Genomic DNA, 18,945 nt, shown 5'->3' on the forward strand with positions numbered 1-18,945 from the left:
GGCGCGCGGAACGCCGGTCTTTCCGCCTGCCCCGGCTGTTTTGCACTTTGTTGCGGCGAAGTTTCGGCGCCCATCCCCAACATACATCCATCCTGAATTTTCGGGGATGCAGCAAAGCGCGGTCCCGAAACACTGTTTAAAGAGTGCTTAACCCCGACGACGCGGATGCATTTTTCCTGTGATGCCTAGCTTCAAATTCCGGAAACGACCCTTCCGGACGGTGCCCCCACCACATATGCACGACCATCGCGGTCAAACAAATGTTAATCCGCAATTAACCTAATCAGCAAAAAATTGCCAAGTGAAAACCCTGCGTCATGCAAGAAATAACCAAGATTAAATATGGTTTCAAAGTGAAACTGTTATAATATACAAAGATTTTCTTCAGTTGCTTTCTACCTATTCGGCTATGAATATTAACCCTTAAGAAAATCGGGAAAACTTTAAAAACGACATGTAAATGATATAAACTTTGATAAATCGCTAGGAGAAATACTGCAAAGGAGAAACGCGCCCGACCGGCCCCTCTTCGAGAATATCGGTCAGGCAGATGCGGCAAAACTGTGACAATGTTTTGACAGCATCGTCTGCGGCGACATTACGCATTGACTTTGCGGAAGCGGATCAATTTTCGATTCGAATGCGATGAGGATGACACCTCAGCCATCGTCCTAAACAATGATTTGAGTGCCTTAATCGCTTAGGGGCTCACGGTAGGCAAAACTCCCGCAGCGGCCCGCCTTTCAGCGCGCAACTAAGGTCGGGTTTGAGCCCAAAGTTCCGGACTCGCTGCGCAGTGGCGAATGTCGGTTTCCGGTTCGCACGTCAGCTTTTCCGCCAGATCACTCGGTTTCTGACAGATCACTCCGCGCATCCAGGATGATCATCCATGACGAATGCAGGAACAGCCCTGCGATGGCGAAAGCAACGATGAGGTCAGGCCAGGCACTGCCGAGCCAGGCGACCAGTCCGGCAGCGATCACCACGGCGAGGTTGCCGATGGCGTCGTTCCGGGAGAACAGCCATACGGCCCGCATGTTGGCGTCGCCCTTGCGGTGTTTTAGCAGCGGCAGCACCGCAAGAATGTTTACGATCAGCGCGCCCACGGCGAAGGCTCCCATTAACCCGGCCTCTGGTGTCGTCTGATTCAGGACACGCCAGATTGTGCTGCCGACAACGCCAAGCCCCAGAAATCCCAAGAACACGCCCTGGATCATCGCCGACCGCGCCCGCCATGTCAGACTCCAACCGATAGCGAGCAGGCCCAGAAAGGTGATTGCGCCGTCGCCCAAAAAATCCAGGGCATCTGCTTTCAAAGCTTGCGATCCGGACAGGAACCCGCCGAACATCTCGATCACCCCGTAGCCGAGATTGAGCAGGACCACGATCCAGAGCGCGCGGCGATAGCTCGGGTCTTTGTAAGCCGGATCGGACGATGTATCCCCGCTCTTGATCAGCTCAAAGCCATAGCCGGTTGCGTCCAGTGCTGGACGCACTTTCGGCAAGTCGTCTTCGGCGATCCGCAATGTCATGACATGGGTTGCGGCAGACACCTTCACATCGCCTTCAGCCACGCCCGCAGACCGAGCGGCCCGTTCGATCTCGGCGGCATCCTTGGCGCAGTCCATGCCATGCACCCGCATCCGGATCGGCAAAGACGTTGTAGGCAATGTGGTGTTATCTGCTCGGCTCATATGCGATCCTCTTGAAGGTAGCGTGCGAAAGAAGTCGCCGCTAACGTATCAGTGGATAATGATATGACATTGCAAAACATTCAAGACGATCTTTCGGCAGCTGACACCCTTGAGCCGCGGGCAAAGCTCTTCCGGGGTCTCGGCGACCCCAGCCGTCTTGCGATCCTCGATGCGCTACTGTCGGACGAACGCAGCGTGCAGGAAATCGTTACCCAAACAGGGCTTGGTCAGCCCAATGTCTCGAACCATCTGCGCTGCCTTTTGGATTGCGGTCTGGTCAGTCGCAGGAACGAAGGTCGGTTCGTCCGGTATCGCCTTGCGGACAGGCGGATCGCTGATCTCATCCGCGACGCAGATCAACTACTTGCCTCGACAGCCGTAGGGGTCGATGCCTGCCGAAGCTATACGGATTAACCGACGTGTCCTGCTGCAATGTTCTATTGGTGCGCCAGGCCTAAAGCAGCCAATTTGCGCAGCCGCAGCAAAATGGCGCTTTGTCCGCAAAGCAGACATATACTGCGCCGCACGCACCCTTCTACACTGCGAAGAACCTGAACCGCGATGATTAACAGCCTAGCGCGTAAGATGATCGGCGACAAACCGCAGTTTTTGGCGGAGGAGGTGCCCGCCATTCTAGTGATGCCCAATGTTTCGATCTGTAGCAGATTACTTAGCAAACACAGATTTTTATGGCGAAACGGTGTCGTGAGCTGTTGCATTCAATCTCTATCAGAGCCATTCTCTATGGATGGTATTTTGGGGGGTTGATGATGCCACGCGTTGCGAAGGAACTATCGGCAATCGAGTTGAAGCGGTTACAGCACTCGGGAAAGGGGCAGAACGCAAAGTTTCCTGTCGGTGGCGTATCCGGTCTATTGCTACAAATTACGCCGAACGGTGGGCGGTCTTGGCTGCTGCGCGTCCAGGTAGGCGGCAAGCGCAGAGAGATTGGCCTTGGTGGCTATCCTGACGTGACGCTTGCAATGGCTCGTGATCGAGCCCGCGAGGCAAAGGACAAGATTAGGAACGGTATCGATCCTGTCGAGGAACGGCGCGCGCTTCGCGCAGCCTTGGCGACGGCAAGAGCGCGGGGGCTAACTTTCGCGGAGGCAACTGAGCGTTACCTTGAGGCTAAATTGGGTGCTTTCAAGAATGCCAAGCATCGCCAGCAATGGCGCAACACCCTCACAACTTACGCTCTACCGGAGCTTGGCAAGATGCAGGTGCAGGACATCACTGTGCAGGACGTTCTGCGAGCGCTGGAACCGATCTGGCACGCCAAAACGGAGACCGCATCGCGCGTACGCGGTCGAATTGAGGCTGTCCTATCCTGGGCAACCGTTGCCGGGCATCGCTCAGGTGATAATCCCGCGCGATGGGCTGGAAATCTCAAGGAACTTCTTCCTGCTCCTTCGCGAGTGGCGAAGGAAGGAAATCACCCTGCTGTACAGATCGCGGATGCGCCACGTTGGTTCTCGTCCTTGCGCAAACGGGAGGGCATCGGCAGCCGGGCACTTGAGTTTGTCGCTCTAACTGCTGCCCGCTCTCAGGAGGTTCGCGGGGCGCGCTGGGATGAAATCGACTTCGATGCCCAAATGTGGATTGTTCCTGCCGAGCGCATGAAGATGGATCGTGAACATCGTGTTCCGCTCAGCGCGGATGCGGTGGCACTACTGAAGGCCCTGCCACGTTTTGACAACAACCCGCTGGTGTTTCCCGCCCCGCGTGGCGGTGAAATGTCGGACATGACATTGAGCGCGGCCATGAAGCGACTACACGCTGCCGATGTGACAGCGGGCGCTGGCGGCTTCGTTGATCGCGTCAGCAAGCGTCCCGCTGTTCCACATGGACTACGCTCGACTTTTCGCGATTGGGTAGCTGAAGAGACCCACTTTCCCGGAGATATGGCAGAAGTGGCTTTGGCTCACCGTATCGGAAATGCGGTCGAAGCCTCCTATCGACGTGGTGACATGGTCGAAAAGCGGCGAGCAATGATGAATGCGTGGGCTGGGTATTTATCCAATACTATCCAGTCAGAATCTAGATTAGCCGAGGCGGAGGAAAATGTCATACCAACAGGCCGTTGAATTTGCTACGAGATGGCTTGAGAAGCATGCCAAAGGGCCACAAGTCATCTCTTATGAGCTTGAGCCGACTGAAATCGTGTATGCGCTGGGCGTTGGGTTAGAACATCAGTTCGACGATCATCAATTTTGCCCATCAAAGTACGTTATTTCCGATATTGCTCTGAATTGGCTGTGCATGACAGCTGAGCGGGATAAGGGGGCGTTCGAGCTAGTGCGTCGGATCGCGATAAGCAAACTTCTCCGTAACGAGCCGCTCTCCATGTCTGTCAGCCTATTCGCGGGAATGGTTTTGGCAGGGCTTAAGAAGTCACCGCCACCTGAGTCACAACGACTTTCCAAAACTTTTGCCAGAAACTTACACCTTGTCTATCTTGCGAGAAGTATTTCGAGATTGTTTGGACTTGCGCTCACTCGTAACGATTCTAGCGGAGGAAGCGGTGTCTCGGCCTGTGACGCGATATCTGATGCCCTAGAAAACCTTGATATTTTTATGTCGCCTCGCGCCATAAAGGATCTCTTGGTTCACAAAAGCAGCCTCCGGGTTCGTGAAATCGCGGACGAGATTGAGGAGATCCACCGAAACGGCTCTCCGTTTCTCGCTTCGATGAAACATCCCTAGCAGTTCCAGCGCAGTCCCACGTCGGGTGAGCGAGTTTCGCTGACCTCCGTCATGCCTGGGGGCTGGCTTCGTGAGATGACGGTTTCAATCGTAAAACATTGGAGCGCGTCGCATGGACGAAATATTTGTTTCAGACACCCAAGTTGCCGCACGCTATGACGTGCATCGCACGACACCGTGGCGGTGGGTCAAGACACTTCCCGACTTTCCGAGGCCTATCACCCTGACACCAGGCTGCACGCGCTGGAAACTTTCCGAGCTTGAGGCTTGGGAAGCAAAGCGCTCCGTCGATTGAGGGGAAGTGACATGATTGCTGAAATTGTAATCCCCGGCGCGCTGGCGGGCGCCACCGGGGCATTTATCGAAACGGTCCGTTTCTCTGAAAAACATTACGGTAGTCCGACTCAAGCCGCAACGCATTTTGGCGCCACAGATCTGCGCTTTGTGCATCTGCCTTCTCGGCACGGGTCGAACGATGACCTCACCGCGCACACGGGAGCCTTCATACATGCGGAGGCTGACGATGAACGCACGTGAGATTACCATGGCTCTTCACGGAAAATGGTATCGGCGCTATGGTATTGCCTGCTGCCCAGCTCATGGCGACCGCAAGCCGTCGCTAACGCTCGCGGATGGCAACGAAGGTCGTTTGCTCCTGTCATGCAAGGCCGGCTGCGACTTCCTTGCAGTACTGAATGCTTTGCGTAGCCTGGGCATCATGAATGGTCGGGAGGGCTTAAGACCCACTGATCCTATCGAAATGGCGAAGCGTGAAATCGAAGAACGTGCCGCAGCTGAACGGACGGCACGCAAGGCACTGGCAACGTGGAAGGAAGCGCTGCCAATAGCTGGCACCATCGCCGAGACCTATCTTCGCAATCGCGGCATAACCTGCACGCTACCCGCAACTTTACGCTTCCATCCAGAATGCTGGCACCCATCCGCCAAGCGGTTTCCGACTATGATCGCACTAGTCGAGGGCTTGCCCCTCACAGCGATCCATCGAACCTATTTGCGTCCCGACGGCGAGGGTAAAGCAGACGTTCACCCCCAGAAGGCGATGCAGGGTGCATGCGCTGGTGGCGCAGTACGTCTTGCGAGAGCCGATGGCCCGCTTGTGGTGGCTGAGGGCATCGAAACCGCCTTGAGCCTTTGCAGCGGCCTATTGCATAGGCCAGCGACGATTTGGGCAGCGTTATCCGCGCCCGGCATCGCCGCGCTGCGGTTACCAGATCAGCCGAAGCGGCTGACGATCGCCATCGATGGAGACGCTACTGGCATGGTCGCGTCCAACAAACTGGCCGAACGCGCCTACTCTTTGGGTTGGAATGTCAGACTCTTGCCCGCGCCAGAGGGCAAGGACTGGAACGACATTCTCATGATGAAGGATACGAGAGCATGAACGTGATGCCAGAGCCGATTCCGTTCAAGCCAGAATGGCCTGATGCAGATCTGCGTCTTCTGCGCGCAGATCGGCCCGAGCCGCCAGTTCTGCCACTTGATGATGTCTTCTCCCCAAGTTGGGCACATTGGATGCGCGGCGCTGCCGCATCAAAAGGGGCACCCCCCGATTACATCATGGCCGCTCTGCTGGTGGTCTGCAGCACCCTCATAGGGAATACTCGTTGGACATCGCCATGGAATAGCTGGGCTGAGCCTCCGGTAATCTGGGCAATGAACATAGGTAACCCGAGTGCCGGAAAGAGCCCTGCCATAGATGCTGTACTGGTGCCTCTTAGGCGCGCCGAACGAAAACTGAGGGAGGCGGCGCGAGAAGATGTAGCCGCGTGGAGCGAAAAGGCCGAGATTGCGCATCTGGCAGAGCGCGCATGGAAAGAAGAGGTTAAGGCCGCAATCAAGGCGGGAGAAGAACCGCCAGCACGGCCCGACGCCGCAAATGCTGGACCGCAACCGGTCATGCCCTGCTTGGCACTTTCCGATGCAACCATTGAAAAATTAGCGGGAATCGTTGCGGGGCAGCCGCGCGGCACTCTGCTGGCGAGGGATGAATTGGCGGGCTGGCTGCAAAGCATGACCCGCTATGCTGGTGGCGGGTCAGATCGCCCATTCTGGCTTGAAGCGTACGGCGGGCGTTCTTTCTCGGTTGAACGCGTGGGCCGAGATCCGGTTTATGTCGATCGTCTTACCATCGGGGTTCTCGGCGGCATTCAGCCTGACCGACTGCGAAACCTGCTGATGAAATCCGACGACGACGGATTGCTCGCTCGTTTTATTCCCGTTTGGCCTCACCCCGCACCGGTTAAGCGGCCTGAAAGCACGCACAACGAAGCATTTCTCGAAGACGCCATCTCGCGTTTGTTGTCGCTAGAAATGTCAACCGATGGACAGGGACACCAGCAGCCATGGATGGTCCCTTTCGAGAACTCAGCCCAAGACGCCGTTGATAGGTTTCGTCAGTCTGTACGAAATTGGGAAGTAGAGGCGGAAGGCCTCCTGCTGTCGTATCTAGGCAAGTTGCCAGGTATTGCCGTGCGTCTGTCTCTGGTAATAGCCCTGATGGAATGGGCCAGCGGCGAGACTTCTCTCGCCGATAAAGTCACGCTCGATCACTTTGAACGGGCTGCTCTCTTGGTTGAGTCGTATCTTGTTCCAATGACCCGTCGCGCCTATGCGGAACAGTCTGGCGGCCCGGCACAAAAATCCGCACGCGCGCTCGTCGCGCTTATCCGCGGAGAGGCCTGGAAAAGTTTCGCTGCACGTGAGGTTCGCCGGAAGCAGCGTAGCCACCTGCAGAGTATGGAGGTGATCAATCAGGCCCTAAAAATCTTGGAAACTGACGACCTTATCCGGCCCGTCGATTGTCAGGCTAATCCTAAAGGTGGCGCGCCAAAACGCTTATATTCCGTCAATCCAGTGATTTTTGAGAATGACGAATGACATATCCACGCAAGCCCGCGTGCCGAACTGACGCACTGACAAAACTGACAAAACCTTGTCTTCCCCGACCACTACCAGCTTCGTGGAAAGCCGCCATGGGTTTTGTCAGTTTTGTCAGTACGTCAGTTCGACAAAGCGATCACGCTGACTTCGTTGCAGGGGCCAGATTGATCAAAGCGCGCATGGTGATCTACGGCTCGAGCGCAGGTTCAGCCCGGCATCAACTGCCCGCGCAATCGATTTCCATGAAGTTCATCAAGTCGGTCCGAACGCCATGACGGGAAAGGAACTCGCTATTCTGCGCCGCCGGGCGCGACTTTCACAGTCCGCGCTCGCACAGCGTCTTGGCGTGTCGCACCAGACCATAAGCTATTGGGAACAACGACCGGCTCTGGACGGCCGGTCGCCCATGCTTCAACAGATCGCAAACATGCTTTGCCCCGATGATGCTTGTCGGCTCCTTTCTTCTCGGCACGGCTTGGGCTTCATGACCTTGAGTTTCAACCAGAATGTCACGCAACAGGAGATACAGCTGATCTCCGATGCGATGACCGTCCGAAAGGAGACATTGGATGGGCTGGCGCGAAAGTCTTGCAACGCTCGGACGCGCAACGGTACGCTCTGTCGATCAAAAAGTGAGCCTGGAAAATCTCGGTGCCGGCTTCATGGTGGATTATCGACGGGGCCGAGAACGCTGGAAGGACGCAAGAAGATCGCGGCTGCTCAAAGAAAGCGTTGGGAACAACATAACAAGAAGAAGGCCGACAAGCATATTCGCTGCTAACCGAACGGAGATATTTTCTCTGCGGTCATGGGGTCTTAGCGGATAAGCATCATGCTTGGGGCGTCATGTTCGCCGGTTCGCCAGCATCAAGGCCGCGCCGCGTGGCCGTGTGCGAAACGGTATACGGCCAACAATTCTATGATCGAAACCTTCGATCTTTTTCCAGTCCCCGATCCGGATGCCTGATTGACGTGTGGGATGCCTGGTCGGAGCCAGCAAAACGAGTAGCCACATGCTTGCGATAGCGTTCCAGGTTACCGAAGAAGATCCTGAAGCGCAAAAGATCCCTGCCAAGACACGGGTAGTCAACCTGGCATCGCGGTGGGATCTGGAAAGGACAGGCCTGAGTTGGCGACCCCGAAGGACTTTCATCTATAGCTTTGTCCCTGAACGTGCTTTTGCGGAAAGAACGCCTGCTGCGTATTCTCGCCACATTGTCGGTAAAATCTCAACAACTCTGCCGACTATTCTTATTAAGAACGCGCAGGTTTTTGTATATCATAAATGCCTAGGAGCATTTGCGGCAACGGATCCGTTAAGGTTAGGCCCATTAACTTTGAGTGTCCGCACGTTTATGGGAGCGAAGGCGAGAACCGCGAAGACTTCGGCTATCGTAGCGGTTCTCGCCTTCGCATACTCAATGGTTTTAAAGGGCGGGAAGCCGACATGCGGCGGCGCGGCGTTGCGACTGCAGAAATTCGGCGATAACCGCCATTCGTTCTCAGCGCAGCGAAATTCGCACCATCGCAGGCCCATCGGGCGGAGAGCCGACTTGCGGCAGTGCGGCGCAGCATTGGCAACAATCTGTATAAGCCGACATTCAGGGGCAAGATCACGAGAGACCGGCACGAGCTAATGGTCGGGCGGGATTTGCACCTACGACCTTCAGGTTATGAGCAGATCAGAGGCGAAATTCGGGCACCCCGTAATTTCAGTATGTTACGGGACAATCGATTGATTTATTGCGATTTCCATGCCGACGCTCAACTGCATTGAGCGACATCTGACGGAACAACCTGCACGAGAACTGCAGCCAAGGGTTGAGGTGGCGTTGAGGTAGATGATTTTTCCAGCATCGTAAGTCTGACAACAAAAGTGCGGCCCATGCGTTGCCAGTAAGAGAGGGCTCGCTGAGAAGAAAACTCACATTGCCAACGGTCGTCGTTAATGTCGTCGCCCTGATGGAAAGCCGCGACCTCTGTTTGGGACTACCCTGATCGGGCTGAAACCGAAATTTCAAACCCACACACCGCTCCCTCAACCCTATAGCTTCACTCGCTTCAGCCGCAACGCATTGGCGATGACCGAGACCGAGGACAGCGACATGGCCGCCGCCGCGATCATCGGCGATAGCAGCAGGCCAAAGACCGGATAGAGCAGCCCTGCCGCCACCGGAATCCCGGCTGCGTTATAGATGAAAGCAAAGAACAGGTTCTGTCGGATGTTGCGCATGGTGGCCACGGCGAGCTTGCGGGCGCGGACAATGCCGGTCAGGTCGCCGCCCAGCAGGGTCAGCCCGGCGCTTTCGACCGCCACATCGGCGCCGGTGCCCATGGCGATACCGACATCCGCCGCAGCCAGCGCTGGTGCGTCGTTTACCCCGTCGCCCGCCATGGCGACCTTGTCCCCCTTGCCGCGCAGCCCGTCGATCAGATCCTTCTTGCCCTCGGGCAGCATTCCGGCGCGGACCTTGTCAATGCCCAAGCGGCTTGCCACGGCCAGCGCCGTGCGTTCGTTGTCGCCGGTTGCCATGATTACCTTTATGCCCAGATCGTGCAGGTCACGGATCGCGGCTTCTGCGGCCGGCTTGATCGGGTCGGCCACGGCGACCAGCCCCGCCAGCCTGCCATCCAGCGCCAAGAACATTGCGGTCTTACCCTCGCCGCGCAGACGGTCCGCAGTGTCCTCCCCGGTGTCGCAGTCGATACCAAGCGAGGTCATCATGGCGTTATTGCCAAGCGCCACATCGCGGCCATCGACCTTGCCGATCACACCCTTGCCGGTGACGGCCTCGAACTCCTCGCCATTGCCAAGGCTGAGCCCACGCGCCTTGGCGCCCTCGACGATCGCCTCGGCCAGCGGGTGTTCGGAGGCGCGTTCCAGTGCGGCGGCTGCGGCCAGCAACTCATCCTCGGACACGTCGCCGAAGCTGGTCACATCGGTCAGCGCGGGCTTGCCTTCGGTCAGCGTGCCGGTCTTGTCGACGATCAGCGTGTCCACATCGGCCATCAGTTCCAGTGCCTCGGCATTCTTGACCAGTACGCCGGCCTGCGCCCCGCGCCCCGCTGCCGTGGTGATGGAAATCGGCGTCGCCAGCCCAAGCGCACAGGGACAAGCGATGATCAGCACCGAAACCGCCGAGGCAATGGCAAAGACATAGGACGGGCTGGGGCCAAAGATCAGCCAGACGACAAAGGCCAGAATGGCGATCACCACCACCGCCGGCACGAAGATCGCCGAAACCCGGTCGGCCAGCCCCTGAATCGGCGCTTTGGAGCGTCGCGCGCCGGCGACCATCTGGACGATCTGCGACAGCACCGTATCGGCGCCGACATCGGTGGCGCGGATCGCCAGCGTGCCGTTCTTATTAATCGTGCCGCCGGTCACGCGGTCGCCCTGCACCTTCTCGACCGGCACCGGCTCGCCCGTGATCATGCTTTCATCGACGGAAGAACGGCCTTCGACCACCTCGCCATCGACCGGCACGCTGTCGCCCGGCCGCACGCGCAAGAGATCGCCCGCTGTGATGTTTTCCAGCGGCGCGTCATATTCCGCGCCATCGGGCAGGATGCGCCGGGCGGTCTTGGGCGCGAGATCCATCAGCGCCCGGATTGCATCGCCGGTGCGTTCCCGCGCCCGCAATTCCAGTACCTGCCCGACAAAGACCAGGGCGACGATAACCACGGCGGCCTCGTAATAGGTGCCAACCATGCCGCCCATCCGGTATTCCTCGGGAAAGATGCCCGGCAGGAAGGTGGCGAAGAGCGAATAGAGATAGGCCGCGCCGACACCCAGCGAGATCAGCGTCCACATGTTCGGTGAGCGGTTTTTGAAGGAATCCAACCCGCGCTGAAAGAAGGGCCGCGCCGCCCAGAGCACGATGGGCGTGGCCAGCAGGAACTCCAGCCAGACGGCGGTGCGGTGCCCGATCCAGTCACGGACCGGGATGCCCACCATCTCGCCCATGGTCAGGATCAACAACGGCACCGCAGCGGCCACGCTGACCCAGAGCCTGCGGGTGAAATCAGTCAGTTCATGGCTGGGTTCATCCGAGGGAATCATCGGCTCCAAAGCCATGCCGCAGATCGGGCAGGCGCCTGGTTCATCGCGCACGATCTCGGGATGCATCGGACAAGTCCATTGCGTGCCTGCCGGGGCGGATTTTTCGACCTTGGCCGCCGCGCCCGAGGCGTAGAACCACGGATCGCCGTCGAACTTCGACTGGCAACCGTCCGAGCAGAAATAGAAGGTCTGTCCCTCATAGTCGCGGTGCCGGGCCTCGGGCTTGATCGTCACCTGCATCCCGCAAATCGGGTCGATGGCCTTGCCGGGATCAGCCTGTGCCGGTGCGCCACCGTGTGTCCCGTGATCGTGATGCCCATGCGAATGATCGTGCTTGTGGTCCATGACTCTCTCCCGGCAGATACCTATAGGGGGTATATCAGACTTGCTCTATACCCCTTGAGGGTATAGCACAAGCCGCAGATGTTGAAGTTCGGAGCCCTCCTTGGCGCATGACAAGCAGAACCGAGACGCGATCCTGAAGCGGCTTTCCCGCCTGAACGGTCAGGTGCAGGGCGTCTCGCGTATGGTCGAGGATGGGCGCTATTGCGTCGATATCCTGAACCAGACCGCCGCCATCCGGTCTGCCCTGCGCGGCGTCGAACGCCTGCTGATCGAGGATCACGCGCGAAGTTGCATGGAAGACGCGATCCAATCCGGCGATCAGGACCGGCAGCGGGTGATGTTCCGCGAGGTCGTCGAGCTGATGGAAAAGGTGCGCGACTGATGCGCCTGCTGCTGTCGGTCGTGCTTGCCGCCCTGCTGGCGGTGACGATGCCGCTGGCCCTGACCGGCGCCGCCTCGGCGGAGGCATCGCCGATGGCCTCGATGGCCGAAACATCCGCGTCGCCAGTCGCGCATGAATGCTGCACCACGCAGCCGGATTCTCCACATGGCGACTGTGCGGCCTGTGCCGCCATCGGCCATGCCGAAGTCACGGCGAACGCGGCCCGGTTGCCACGCCGAATCCGGCACATTCCCCCGCTGCAGGATATGAAATCCGCCAGGCCGCGTTTGCCGCTGCCCCCTCCGCGATCCGCTGCTCTCTGACGCTACATGGCCCGAGTGGCCACAAGTCGATCAACTGCGCCATGACAGGGATGAATGACCCTACGGCGCGCAACATCCCGAAGGACATCAGATATGAGCAACCCCAATTTCTCGCGTCGCAGGGCGATCCTTGCGGTCGCGGCGATACTGTCGACAACCTCTACCCTTGCCTTCGCCGCCACCAGCTCGGATGCAAAGCCGAACCTGCTGAGTGTCACCAAGGACCCCGGCTGCGGCTGCTGCGGCGCCTGGGCCGACCTTGCCATCGAGGCGGGGTTTGAGGTCGAAATCACTGAGGCCAGCGACTATGTCGGCATGAAGCGCGACGCCGCTGTGCCCGAAAACCTGTGGTCCTGCCACACGACCCGGATCGGCGGCTATATCGTCGAGGGCCATGTGCCCTTCGCGGCCATAACGCAGCTTCTGGATCAGCGTCCCGACATCTCCGGGATCGCCGTGCCGGGGATGCCCGCCGGCTCTCCGGGCATGGGCGGCGGGGTCGAGGCCACCGCCGAGGTCATCGCCTGGGGCGGCATTGCCGGTGACGGGCGCGCCTTTCCGCTGGACGGATAACAGATGACGCGCAACGCACTCATCCTCATCGCGGCGGTCGGTCTGGCCGCTGCGATCCTGATCCTCTGGCGCGGCAGCGCGGCGACTGAGACAGCCGCACAGGATCAGGCCGTCATCGCGCTTGGCCAGCGGCTCTACGCCGACAACTGTGCCAGTTGCCATGGCGCCGATCTGGAAGGGCAGCCGGACTGGCAGACCCCACTCGCAAATGGCCGCTATCCGGCGCCCCCGCATAACGAGACCGGCCACACATGGCATCACGCCGACGCGCTTCTGGAACAGATCGTCCGTGACGGCACCGCCGCCGTGGTCGGGGATGGTTATGAAAGCGACATGCCCGGCTTTTCTGATGTCATGAGCGACGCCGAGATCGCCGCCGTTCTGGCCTATATCAAATCCACCTGGCCGGAACGCGAGCGCGCAATCCAGAGCCGTATGACCAAGGACAGCGCGTCCTAACACCCCGCGCGTCACCACCCCACCCAAGGAGTTTCCCATGAAGAAAAGAACCGCCGCCATCGCCCTGACGCTGCTCGTCCTTGCCGGATGCGCGGCCCAGGCGCCCGATATCGCTGCCGAAGCGGCCTCGCCGTATCCCATTCCGAACGAGGTCGTCGCCATCGCCGGCCCCAACCAGGACCTGACAACGGCGCGGCTGGACCCGGCGGATGATTGCTATTGGTATTATCATGCCGGGCCGGTCGAAACGACGCTGGTGCCGCTGCGGGCGGCCAACGGCAACCATATCTGCAACGCGCGTACGTCCTGACGCCCGGCCTCGCCAGAGGGCGACCGTTCAGCTGATGGCCGTCACGCTGCCCTCCGGCGAATAGAGATAGGCGGTCGCGCCGATCTGGACGCGTGGATAGAGTCCGTTGATATGGGCCATGACCATGCGGACGCAGCCGGAACTGGCGCGGCTGCCGATCGAGGTCGGAAATGGCGTGCCGTGAATGCGCAGATAGGTGTCGCGCTCGCCGAGATAGAGATAGAGCGCTCGCGAACCCAGCGCGTTCCGGGGGCCGGGCTCCATGCCATTTTCATACTGCGCATAGACCTCGGGTTCGCGCTCGATCATGTTCCGGGTCGGGGTCCAGTGCGGCCATTCGGCCTTGCGCTTGATTGTATAGGTCCCCGGCTCGTAAAGATCGCCCCGACCGATGGCCACGCCGTAACGCATCGCCGTGCCGCCCTCTTCGATGTGGTAGAGGTATCGGGCCACGGCATCGACGTGGATATCGCCCGGCACCAAACCGTCATTCGCGACAATCCGCTGCGGCAGGAAACGCTGGTGCAGGCCCCATGGATTGGGACCACCGGCTTCCACCTCGGCATCCCAGGCGGCCTTCTGCGCCGCATCGGGCCAGGACGAGGCCATCAGCGGGCTGGCGGCGGCAGCCGAGAACAGCGCGGTTGTCGTTCGGATGAAATGTCTGCGTGTCAGCATGTGATTGCTCCCCGTAATGGTTTAACCTTCAGATGACTGCGGCAAGCGCAGCGGAAGCCGCGATTGCCGAACGTATCGTCTCAGCGCCCGTCAACCTCTGGCGTCGCCGCAGGTCCGCCTTCCAGATCGGCGATCAGCGCCTTCATCTCCGCGATTTCCAGTGTCTGGGCCTCGATGATGCTGTCCGCCAGCGCCCGGACGCGAGGATCCGAGATATCCGCACGGGTGGATGTCAGGATCGCAATCGAGTGATGCGGAATCATCGCCTTCATCCAGGCGGTGTCGTCGACCGTTGCCTGACTGCGAACCAGAAACAGGCCGAGGGCAAATGCCAGAATTGAAAGGCCCGCGACGATCAAATTGGCACGCGGATTGCGGTACATCCCCAGCATGAAAGCCAGCATGATCAGCGCCATGGCGCCGCCCATGTAGAGCGCCATCCACATCCGGGTCTGGCTGAAAAAGACGTGATCCATTGCCCAGGTGTTCAGATACATCAACCCGAACATGACCACCGTCGAGGTAACGATCATCGCGGCAAAGCGGCCATAGCTTCCGCCGCTCATGTTTCCGTGGCTCTTGTGTCGATCAGAATGATCCATAGCATTGTCCTTTCTTGAAATTTGTCAGTTCCGGCGCGAGGCCGCGACCAGTTCGGCCAATTCGGATGAAGAAATGGCACCAAAGCGCGAATCCGATCCGGCGATGAAGGTGGGGGTGCCCCCCAGTCGTCCCTCGTTCATAACGAGAGTCCTTGGTGTTGATAGTGGTCGGTTTCGGGTTGGGCAAGCGCGCCGGGCGCGGCGCCCTCAGATTGCTCAAGCGCCCGGCGCGCGTCGGACGGGGTCTTGTTGCCCAGCGAGGAATGGGGCCTGACGTTGTTGTAGTCATAGCGCCAGAGGGCCAGCTTGCGGCGGGCATCGGCCAGCGCATTGGACTGCTGGATATGTTGGGCAATCTCCGGGCCGCCCATATCGCGCTGCAACTGCTGAGTGTCTAAACCCATGGATCGCGCAACACGCAGGACGCTGGCCCTTTCGGCCCGGGGTTTCTGACTCATCAAGGCGCGATGAAAGTCGGCGTAGCGCCCCTGCTTGCGCGACGCCAGCGCCGCGCGGGCCGCGAAAACCGAACCCTCGCCAAAGACCGGCCATTCCCGCATCACCATCCGCAAGCCGGGATCGGCTCCTAACACGGCATCCACCACTGGCATCATCGCACGGCAGAACTGGCAGTTATAGTCGAAGAACTCGATCAGAGTCGCATCGCCGTCAGGATTGCCGAAGATCGGCGCATTCGCGTCATGTTCAAGCTGCCTGCGGAATTCGGGTGGAAGCGAATGACCAGCCCAAGATAGGCGCGGTGCGATGGCCATCGCCGGGGCGGTAAGGGCCAGGGTCAGGATCATGCGTCGCTGAAACATCATGTCACTCCCGTCACGCCGAGACCGCGAACGTCGTCATCATGCCGCTGGCAAGATGCGGCATGTGGTGACAATGCAGCATCCATTCCGCCGCCTCGCCCGCATCCAGCGCCACCGTGACCATCGACATGGGCGGCACATAGACCGTGTCGCGCAATGCACCGGAAAACCGTCTGCCATTGATCGCGACAACTTGGAAATGATGGCCATGCAGATGCATGGGATGGCCCATCATCGACATGTTGTGGAACATGATCTCGACCCGCTGGCCTGTTTTGGCCGTAACCGGAATCCGATCCTCGAACACGCGGTCGTTGATGGTCCAGCGATAGGGCTGCATCTGCCCGCCCAGCATCACCATGGGTGATGCATCGGCAACTCGTTCCGTCAGCGGAGCAACGGCCCGCAAGGCGGCTTCCTGTGCAAGGTCGATATCGAATGCAGGTGCGGCCTCGTCTGCCATTCCAAGCATGACCGGCACCTTGGCGCCAGCGGTCGCAAGGATCAGGCCGGCGCGCTCATGCGCGCCTTCACGCAGCGCAAGGATCGGCCAGGCGCCGCCTTCGGCGGGCAGGTCAAGCTCGATATCAAGGCGCTGCCCCATGGCCAGACCGAAGCGCGTTCCTGAAAAGGGCTGCACCGGCTGGCCATCCACCGCCACAAGCCGTCCCGGAACCTCGCCGCTGTCGAGCCAGAACACCGTGGCCGCAGCCGCATTGATGACCCGCAGCAGGACCCGGCCACCCTTTTCCACCTGCACGACCTCGGGGTCGCCCAGGGTGCGGTCATTCGCCAGATAAGCGTCGAAATCGAAATCGTTGAGGTCCATCTGCATCCCGGTCATGCCGGGCATGGACATGCCGCCCATTTCCGACATCCCATTCATGGCCATACCATCGCCCATGTCATGACCGGCATGAGGATCGGCTGGTTGCGACATTTCGGCTTCGGCGGCCTCATCATGCCCCTTTCCCGAGCGGATTTCGTCCAGCACCTCTTCCGGCGAGCGGAACGAAAAGTCGTGAAGGAACATGGTGACCTCTTGCCGATCAACTCGCAGATCCTCAGGGCGGCGGACGATCAGGGGTGCGGCCAGCAACTGCATCTCCTGAATGGGCACATGGCTGTGCATCCAGTGCGTGCCTGCGGCGGCCTCAAAATCATAGGCACGCGTCTCTCCTGGCTGCAGCAGCGGCATCGGCATATCGGGAACGCCGTCCTGCGCGTTCGGCGGGATCTGTCCATGCCAATGAATGATCGTCGGCTCGGTCAGATCATTGGTCAGGTCCAGCAGGAAACGCTGGCCCGGATCCAGAACCAGACCGGGCGTTCCGTTGCCGTTGATCAGCCCGAAAACCGTGGCGGCGCGGCCATCGATGTCAAGCGTGCGCGTCGTTGCCTGCAATGCCAGCGCGGCTGGCTGCGCCATGCTCGTGCGTGGGATGGCAAAAGCTGCGGCCATGGCAGCGGATGCGGCCAGAAAGCCGCGGCGATTCAGTGTGCAAGTCATATGAATAATCCATCAGACCCCGTAGGGCGAACCATGTTCGGCACCTTGAAAGGTGCGGCAAAGCAAGTGTTCAGATGGATTTCGGAGGGCGGTATCCGGGGCCGACCAGAAGGCCATCACGTGTCACCGCTATAGAGTGCCATTTCAGCGAATGCTCGGTCTCAACAGGCGCAAGTTGCGCGGCAGCAAGCCAGGGCGTAGGTGTGCCGACACATAAAATCGCACAGGCATCGGTCATATCGTGCCGAGAGGTTTCCCCCGAAGAGCCGTGCTCATGCCCGCCTTTGTCACCGGGATGGCTGATCGAAGCGACAACTTGATCGGCCGACAGTCCGGCTGTGCCAGTACTTTGCCCATGCTGCGTCACGCCCGCGAACACGAGCAGGACAACAAGCAGAGAACATATCGCGCGGCACATCATGTGGTTGAGTTGGAACCTATGAAACTAGCTTGACAATAAGCAGGACAGACTCTCGTTGCAATTCACGGAGTAGTCAACAGAGGGTGTAGGTTTTTCCCTTCTGAGCCATTGACCGGCAGCCCTCCCCCTAGGTTCTGCCACCTTCCGCCTCCCCGCCGGTCCGACCGGCGATGCATGACTCGCGATGAGCGCGAGGCTGAGCCTTGTGTGGGATGCAAGAAGGAGGCGCTGGGCGTGGTCAAAAGACTGAGATTGAACGAGAAATCGGTGCGGGAGGCGGTGCCGGAACCGGGCCGGGACTATCAGATTTTCGACAGCGAGGTGCGGGGATTTGCCATCTGCATCTACCGCTCGGGCAACCGGGCCTTCACGCTGGATTACCGCCATGCCGGACGGCAGCGGCGGATGACGCTGGGGCGCTGGCCGGAATGGTCGACGGCAGCGGCGCGGGAACGGGCAAAGGAGCTGCGCCGCAACATCGATGCCGGTGGCGACCCGCTGGGCGTGAACGAAGACGGGAGGGACGGGCCCGCAAGCTGCAGGGATCGAAACCAACGCCGGTGTGCGCCAACCGGGTCGGCGAGGTGCTCCGAAAGATGTTCACCTATGCGCAAAGCTGGGCTGGAGTGAGGACAATTCGGCATCGGGATTACGCCGCCGGATCGAGAACCCACGCGAGCGGTTCCTGCCACTGGGGGACCAACAATCGTGGTCGGAAGTAAGTGGTTGCCGCTTGCCGTCAACGGGCCAACGTAAAATGCCGCGCCAAGCATGCAATGGCAGGTCTGGTGATTGCTGCAATGTAGCGCCGAACTGAGCGCAAAAGTCCGCTCTGGGCCGTCTCTGCAGGGCAGACCGCTGACCTGGGCGCCCAGCACGCCGCGTTACCGCATGACCGGTTACAGCCCAAACTCGACATTTCTTTCGAATTGACCCGCAAGGGGAAGCGGACCTGCATCCCAAGTCCATTAGACGAGCGAGTTGCGGATCAAGTTGACTTTCGACGAACGGCAGCTTCCGGTCTAGGGCAAAAACGGTCGATGCTGGTGAAAAACTCTGACCTTGATCGAGACCCAACCGACTGATTCACTTGCCTTATCGGCAGGGAGGATCAGGCGATGATGGGACGTCTGGAGGCGCAGGAGAACCTTTTTTAT

Annotated in this window: 18 protein-coding genes and 1 pseudogene; 13 read left to right on the forward strand and 6 right to left on the reverse strand. The window is 59.5% G+C overall.

The window, feature by feature from the left end; translation table 11 throughout:
* Window positions 1-842: 842 nt before the first annotated feature.
* Window positions 843-1,694 (reverse strand): cation diffusion facilitator family transporter, encoded by an 852-nt coding sequence (locus tag ACMA5I_RS13030; protein WP_525886717.1) that lies wholly within the window; start codon window positions 1,692-1,694, stop codon window positions 843-845.
* Between the two features lie 63 nt (window positions 1,695-1,757).
* Between ACMA5I_RS13030 and ACMA5I_RS13035 the strand changes: the two genes are divergently transcribed.
* The 7 genes from ACMA5I_RS13035 to ACMA5I_RS13065 all read left to right on the forward strand — a co-directional run bounded on the left by ACMA5I_RS13035 (window position 1,758) and on the right by ACMA5I_RS13065 (window position 8,082).
* On the forward strand, window positions 1,758-2,108 hold the full coding sequence (locus ACMA5I_RS13035) for an ArsR/SmtB family transcription factor (protein WP_014132722.1): 351 nt from the start codon (window positions 1,758-1,760) through the stop codon (window positions 2,106-2,108).
* 356 nt (window positions 2,109-2,464) lie between these two features.
* Window positions 2,465-3,781 carry a tyrosine-type recombinase/integrase gene (locus ACMA5I_RS13040; protein ID WP_525886732.1) on the forward strand — a complete coding sequence of 439 codons (1,317 nt, stop codon included), beginning with the start codon at window positions 2,465-2,467 and terminating at the stop codon, window positions 3,779-3,781.
* Window positions 3,759-4,400, forward strand: a complete 642-nt coding sequence (locus ACMA5I_RS13045; RefSeq protein WP_525886718.1) for a hypothetical protein — start codon at window positions 3,759-3,761, stop codon at window positions 4,398-4,400. The genes ACMA5I_RS13040 and ACMA5I_RS13045 overlap by 23 nt, the downstream gene beginning before the upstream one ends.
* A 306-nt stretch (window positions 4,401-4,706) precedes the next feature.
* Window positions 4,707-4,937, forward strand: coding sequence for a hypothetical protein (locus tag ACMA5I_RS13050; protein WP_525886719.1), 231 nt, complete (start codon window positions 4,707-4,709; stop codon window positions 4,935-4,937).
* Entirely contained in the window at window positions 4,924-5,802 is an 879-nt protein-coding gene (locus tag ACMA5I_RS13055) for a DUF7146 domain-containing protein (protein WP_525886720.1), read from the forward strand. Before ACMA5I_RS13050 ends, ACMA5I_RS13055 begins: the two co-directional genes overlap by 14 nt.
* Window positions 5,799-7,298 (forward strand): DUF3987 domain-containing protein, encoded by a 1,500-nt coding sequence (locus ACMA5I_RS13060; RefSeq protein WP_525886721.1) that lies wholly within the window; start codon window positions 5,799-5,801, stop codon window positions 7,296-7,298. The genes ACMA5I_RS13055 and ACMA5I_RS13060 overlap by 4 nt, the downstream gene beginning before the upstream one ends.
* A gap of 274 nt (window positions 7,299-7,572) precedes the next feature.
* Complete coding sequence (locus ACMA5I_RS13065) at window positions 7,573-8,082, forward strand: HGGxSTG domain-containing protein (RefSeq protein WP_525886722.1); 510 nt, start codon at window positions 7,573-7,575, stop codon at window positions 8,080-8,082.
* Between the two features lie 1,263 nt (window positions 8,083-9,345).
* Here ACMA5I_RS13065 and ACMA5I_RS13070 read toward each other — a convergent pair.
* Entirely contained in the window at window positions 9,346-11,709 is a 2,364-nt protein-coding gene (locus tag ACMA5I_RS13070; protein ID WP_525886723.1) for a heavy metal translocating P-type ATPase, read from the reverse strand.
* Between the two features lie 100 nt (window positions 11,710-11,809).
* Between ACMA5I_RS13070 and ACMA5I_RS13075 the strand changes: the two genes are divergently transcribed.
* The 5 genes from ACMA5I_RS13075 (at window position 11,810) to ACMA5I_RS13095 (ending at window position 13,756) form a co-directional block, all read left to right on the forward strand.
* Window positions 11,810-12,091, forward strand: a complete 282-nt coding sequence (locus ACMA5I_RS13075) for a metal-sensitive transcriptional regulator (RefSeq protein WP_101459771.1) — start codon at window positions 11,810-11,812, stop codon at window positions 12,089-12,091.
* Entirely contained in the window at window positions 12,091-12,414 is a 324-nt protein-coding gene (locus ACMA5I_RS13080) for a hypothetical protein (protein ID WP_119886899.1), read from the forward strand. The genes ACMA5I_RS13075 and ACMA5I_RS13080 overlap by 1 nt, the downstream gene beginning before the upstream one ends.
* A gap of 93 nt (window positions 12,415-12,507) precedes the next feature.
* Window positions 12,508-12,987, forward strand: coding sequence for a DUF411 domain-containing protein (locus ACMA5I_RS13085; protein WP_525886724.1), 480 nt, complete (start codon window positions 12,508-12,510; stop codon window positions 12,985-12,987).
* Between the two features lie 3 nt (window positions 12,988-12,990).
* Window positions 12,991-13,446 (forward strand): c-type cytochrome, encoded by a 456-nt coding sequence (locus tag ACMA5I_RS13090; protein ID WP_119886901.1) that lies wholly within the window; start codon window positions 12,991-12,993, stop codon window positions 13,444-13,446.
* Between the two features lie 37 nt (window positions 13,447-13,483).
* The gene (locus ACMA5I_RS13095; RefSeq protein ID WP_525886725.1) at window positions 13,484-13,756 is read left to right on the forward strand and encodes a hypothetical protein; all 273 of its coding nucleotides are present in this window, start codon (window positions 13,484-13,486) and stop codon (window positions 13,754-13,756) included.
* A 27-nt stretch (window positions 13,757-13,783) separates the two neighbouring features.
* On the opposite strand, the gene ACMA5I_RS13100 is transcribed toward ACMA5I_RS13095, so the two are convergent.
* From ACMA5I_RS13100 to ACMA5I_RS13115, 4 genes are all read right to left on the reverse strand, one after another.
* A complete protein-coding gene (locus ACMA5I_RS13100; RefSeq protein WP_166324110.1) occupies window positions 13,784-14,434 on the reverse strand; it encodes a L,D-transpeptidase in 651 nt (216 codons plus the stop codon).
* An 80-nt stretch (window positions 14,435-14,514) separates the two neighbouring features.
* Window positions 14,515-15,036, reverse strand: a complete 522-nt coding sequence (locus ACMA5I_RS13105) for a DUF305 domain-containing protein (RefSeq protein WP_235931094.1) — start codon at window positions 15,034-15,036, stop codon at window positions 14,515-14,517.
* Between the two features lie 137 nt (window positions 15,037-15,173).
* Complete coding sequence (locus tag ACMA5I_RS13110; protein ID WP_525886726.1) at window positions 15,174-15,860, reverse strand: DsbA family protein; 687 nt, start codon at window positions 15,858-15,860, stop codon at window positions 15,174-15,176.
* A gap of 10 nt (window positions 15,861-15,870) precedes the next feature.
* A complete protein-coding gene (locus ACMA5I_RS13115; protein ID WP_525886727.1) occupies window positions 15,871-17,367 on the reverse strand; it encodes a multicopper oxidase family protein in 1,497 nt (498 codons plus the stop codon).
* A gap of 655 nt (window positions 17,368-18,022) precedes the next feature.
* Here ACMA5I_RS13115 and ACMA5I_RS13120 point away from each other — a divergent pair.
* Window positions 18,023-18,476, forward strand: a pseudogene (locus tag ACMA5I_RS13120) (integrase arm-type DNA-binding domain-containing protein); the annotation flags it as partial.
* Window positions 18,477-18,945: the final 469 nt, after the last annotated feature.

Origin of the sequence: Jujubicoccus corallicola, assembly GCF_047345645.1 — a bacterium.
In the GTDB taxonomy this organism is placed as follows: Bacteria; Pseudomonadota; Alphaproteobacteria; order Rhodobacterales; family Rhodobacteraceae; genus JBLEFH01.

Bases quoted from the DNA above. Each gene is read 5' to 3' on its own strand.
- ACMA5I_RS13105 (WP_235931094.1), bottom strand. From the start codon at position 15,036: ATGGATCATTCTGATCGACACAAGAGCCACGGAAACATGAGCGGCGGA.
- ACMA5I_RS13110 (WP_525886726.1), bottom strand. From the start codon at position 15,860: ATGATGTTTCAGCGACGCATGATCCTGACCCTGGCCCTTACCGCCCCG.
- ACMA5I_RS13085 (WP_525886724.1), top strand. From the start codon at position 12,508: ATGAGCAACCCCAATTTCTCGCGTCGCAGGGCGATCCTTGCGGTCGCG.
- ACMA5I_RS13035 (WP_014132722.1), top strand. From the start codon at position 1,758: ATGACATTGCAAAACATTCAAGACGATCTTTCGGCAGCTGACACCCTT.
- ACMA5I_RS13100 (WP_166324110.1), bottom strand. From the start codon at position 14,434: ATGCTGACACGCAGACATTTCATCCGAACGACAACCGCGCTGTTCTCG.
- ACMA5I_RS13055 (WP_525886720.1), top strand. From the start codon at position 4,924: ATGAACGCACGTGAGATTACCATGGCTCTTCACGGAAAATGGTATCGG.
- ACMA5I_RS13115 (WP_525886727.1), bottom strand. From the start codon at position 17,367: ATGACTTGCACACTGAATCGCCGCGGCTTTCTGGCCGCATCCGCTGCC.
- ACMA5I_RS13040 (WP_525886732.1), top strand. From the start codon at position 2,465: ATGCCACGCGTTGCGAAGGAACTATCGGCAATCGAGTTGAAGCGGTTA.
- ACMA5I_RS13060 (WP_525886721.1), top strand. From the start codon at position 5,799: ATGAACGTGATGCCAGAGCCGATTCCGTTCAAGCCAGAATGGCCTGAT.
- ACMA5I_RS13090 (WP_119886901.1), top strand. From the start codon at position 12,991: ATGACGCGCAACGCACTCATCCTCATCGCGGCGGTCGGTCTGGCCGCT.
- ACMA5I_RS13050 (WP_525886719.1), top strand. From the start codon at position 4,707: ATGATTGCTGAAATTGTAATCCCCGGCGCGCTGGCGGGCGCCACCGGG.
- ACMA5I_RS13080 (WP_119886899.1), top strand. From the start codon at position 12,091: ATGCGCCTGCTGCTGTCGGTCGTGCTTGCCGCCCTGCTGGCGGTGACG.
- ACMA5I_RS13070 (WP_525886723.1), bottom strand. From the start codon at position 11,709: ATGGACCACAAGCACGATCATTCGCATGGGCATCACGATCACGGGACA.
- ACMA5I_RS13095 (WP_525886725.1), top strand. From the start codon at position 13,484: ATGAAGAAAAGAACCGCCGCCATCGCCCTGACGCTGCTCGTCCTTGCC.
- ACMA5I_RS13065 (WP_525886722.1), top strand. From the start codon at position 7,573: ATGACGGGAAAGGAACTCGCTATTCTGCGCCGCCGGGCGCGACTTTCA.
- ACMA5I_RS13045 (WP_525886718.1), top strand. From the start codon at position 3,759: ATGTCATACCAACAGGCCGTTGAATTTGCTACGAGATGGCTTGAGAAG.
- ACMA5I_RS13030 (WP_525886717.1), bottom strand. From the start codon at position 1,694: ATGAGCCGAGCAGATAACACCACATTGCCTACAACGTCTTTGCCGATC.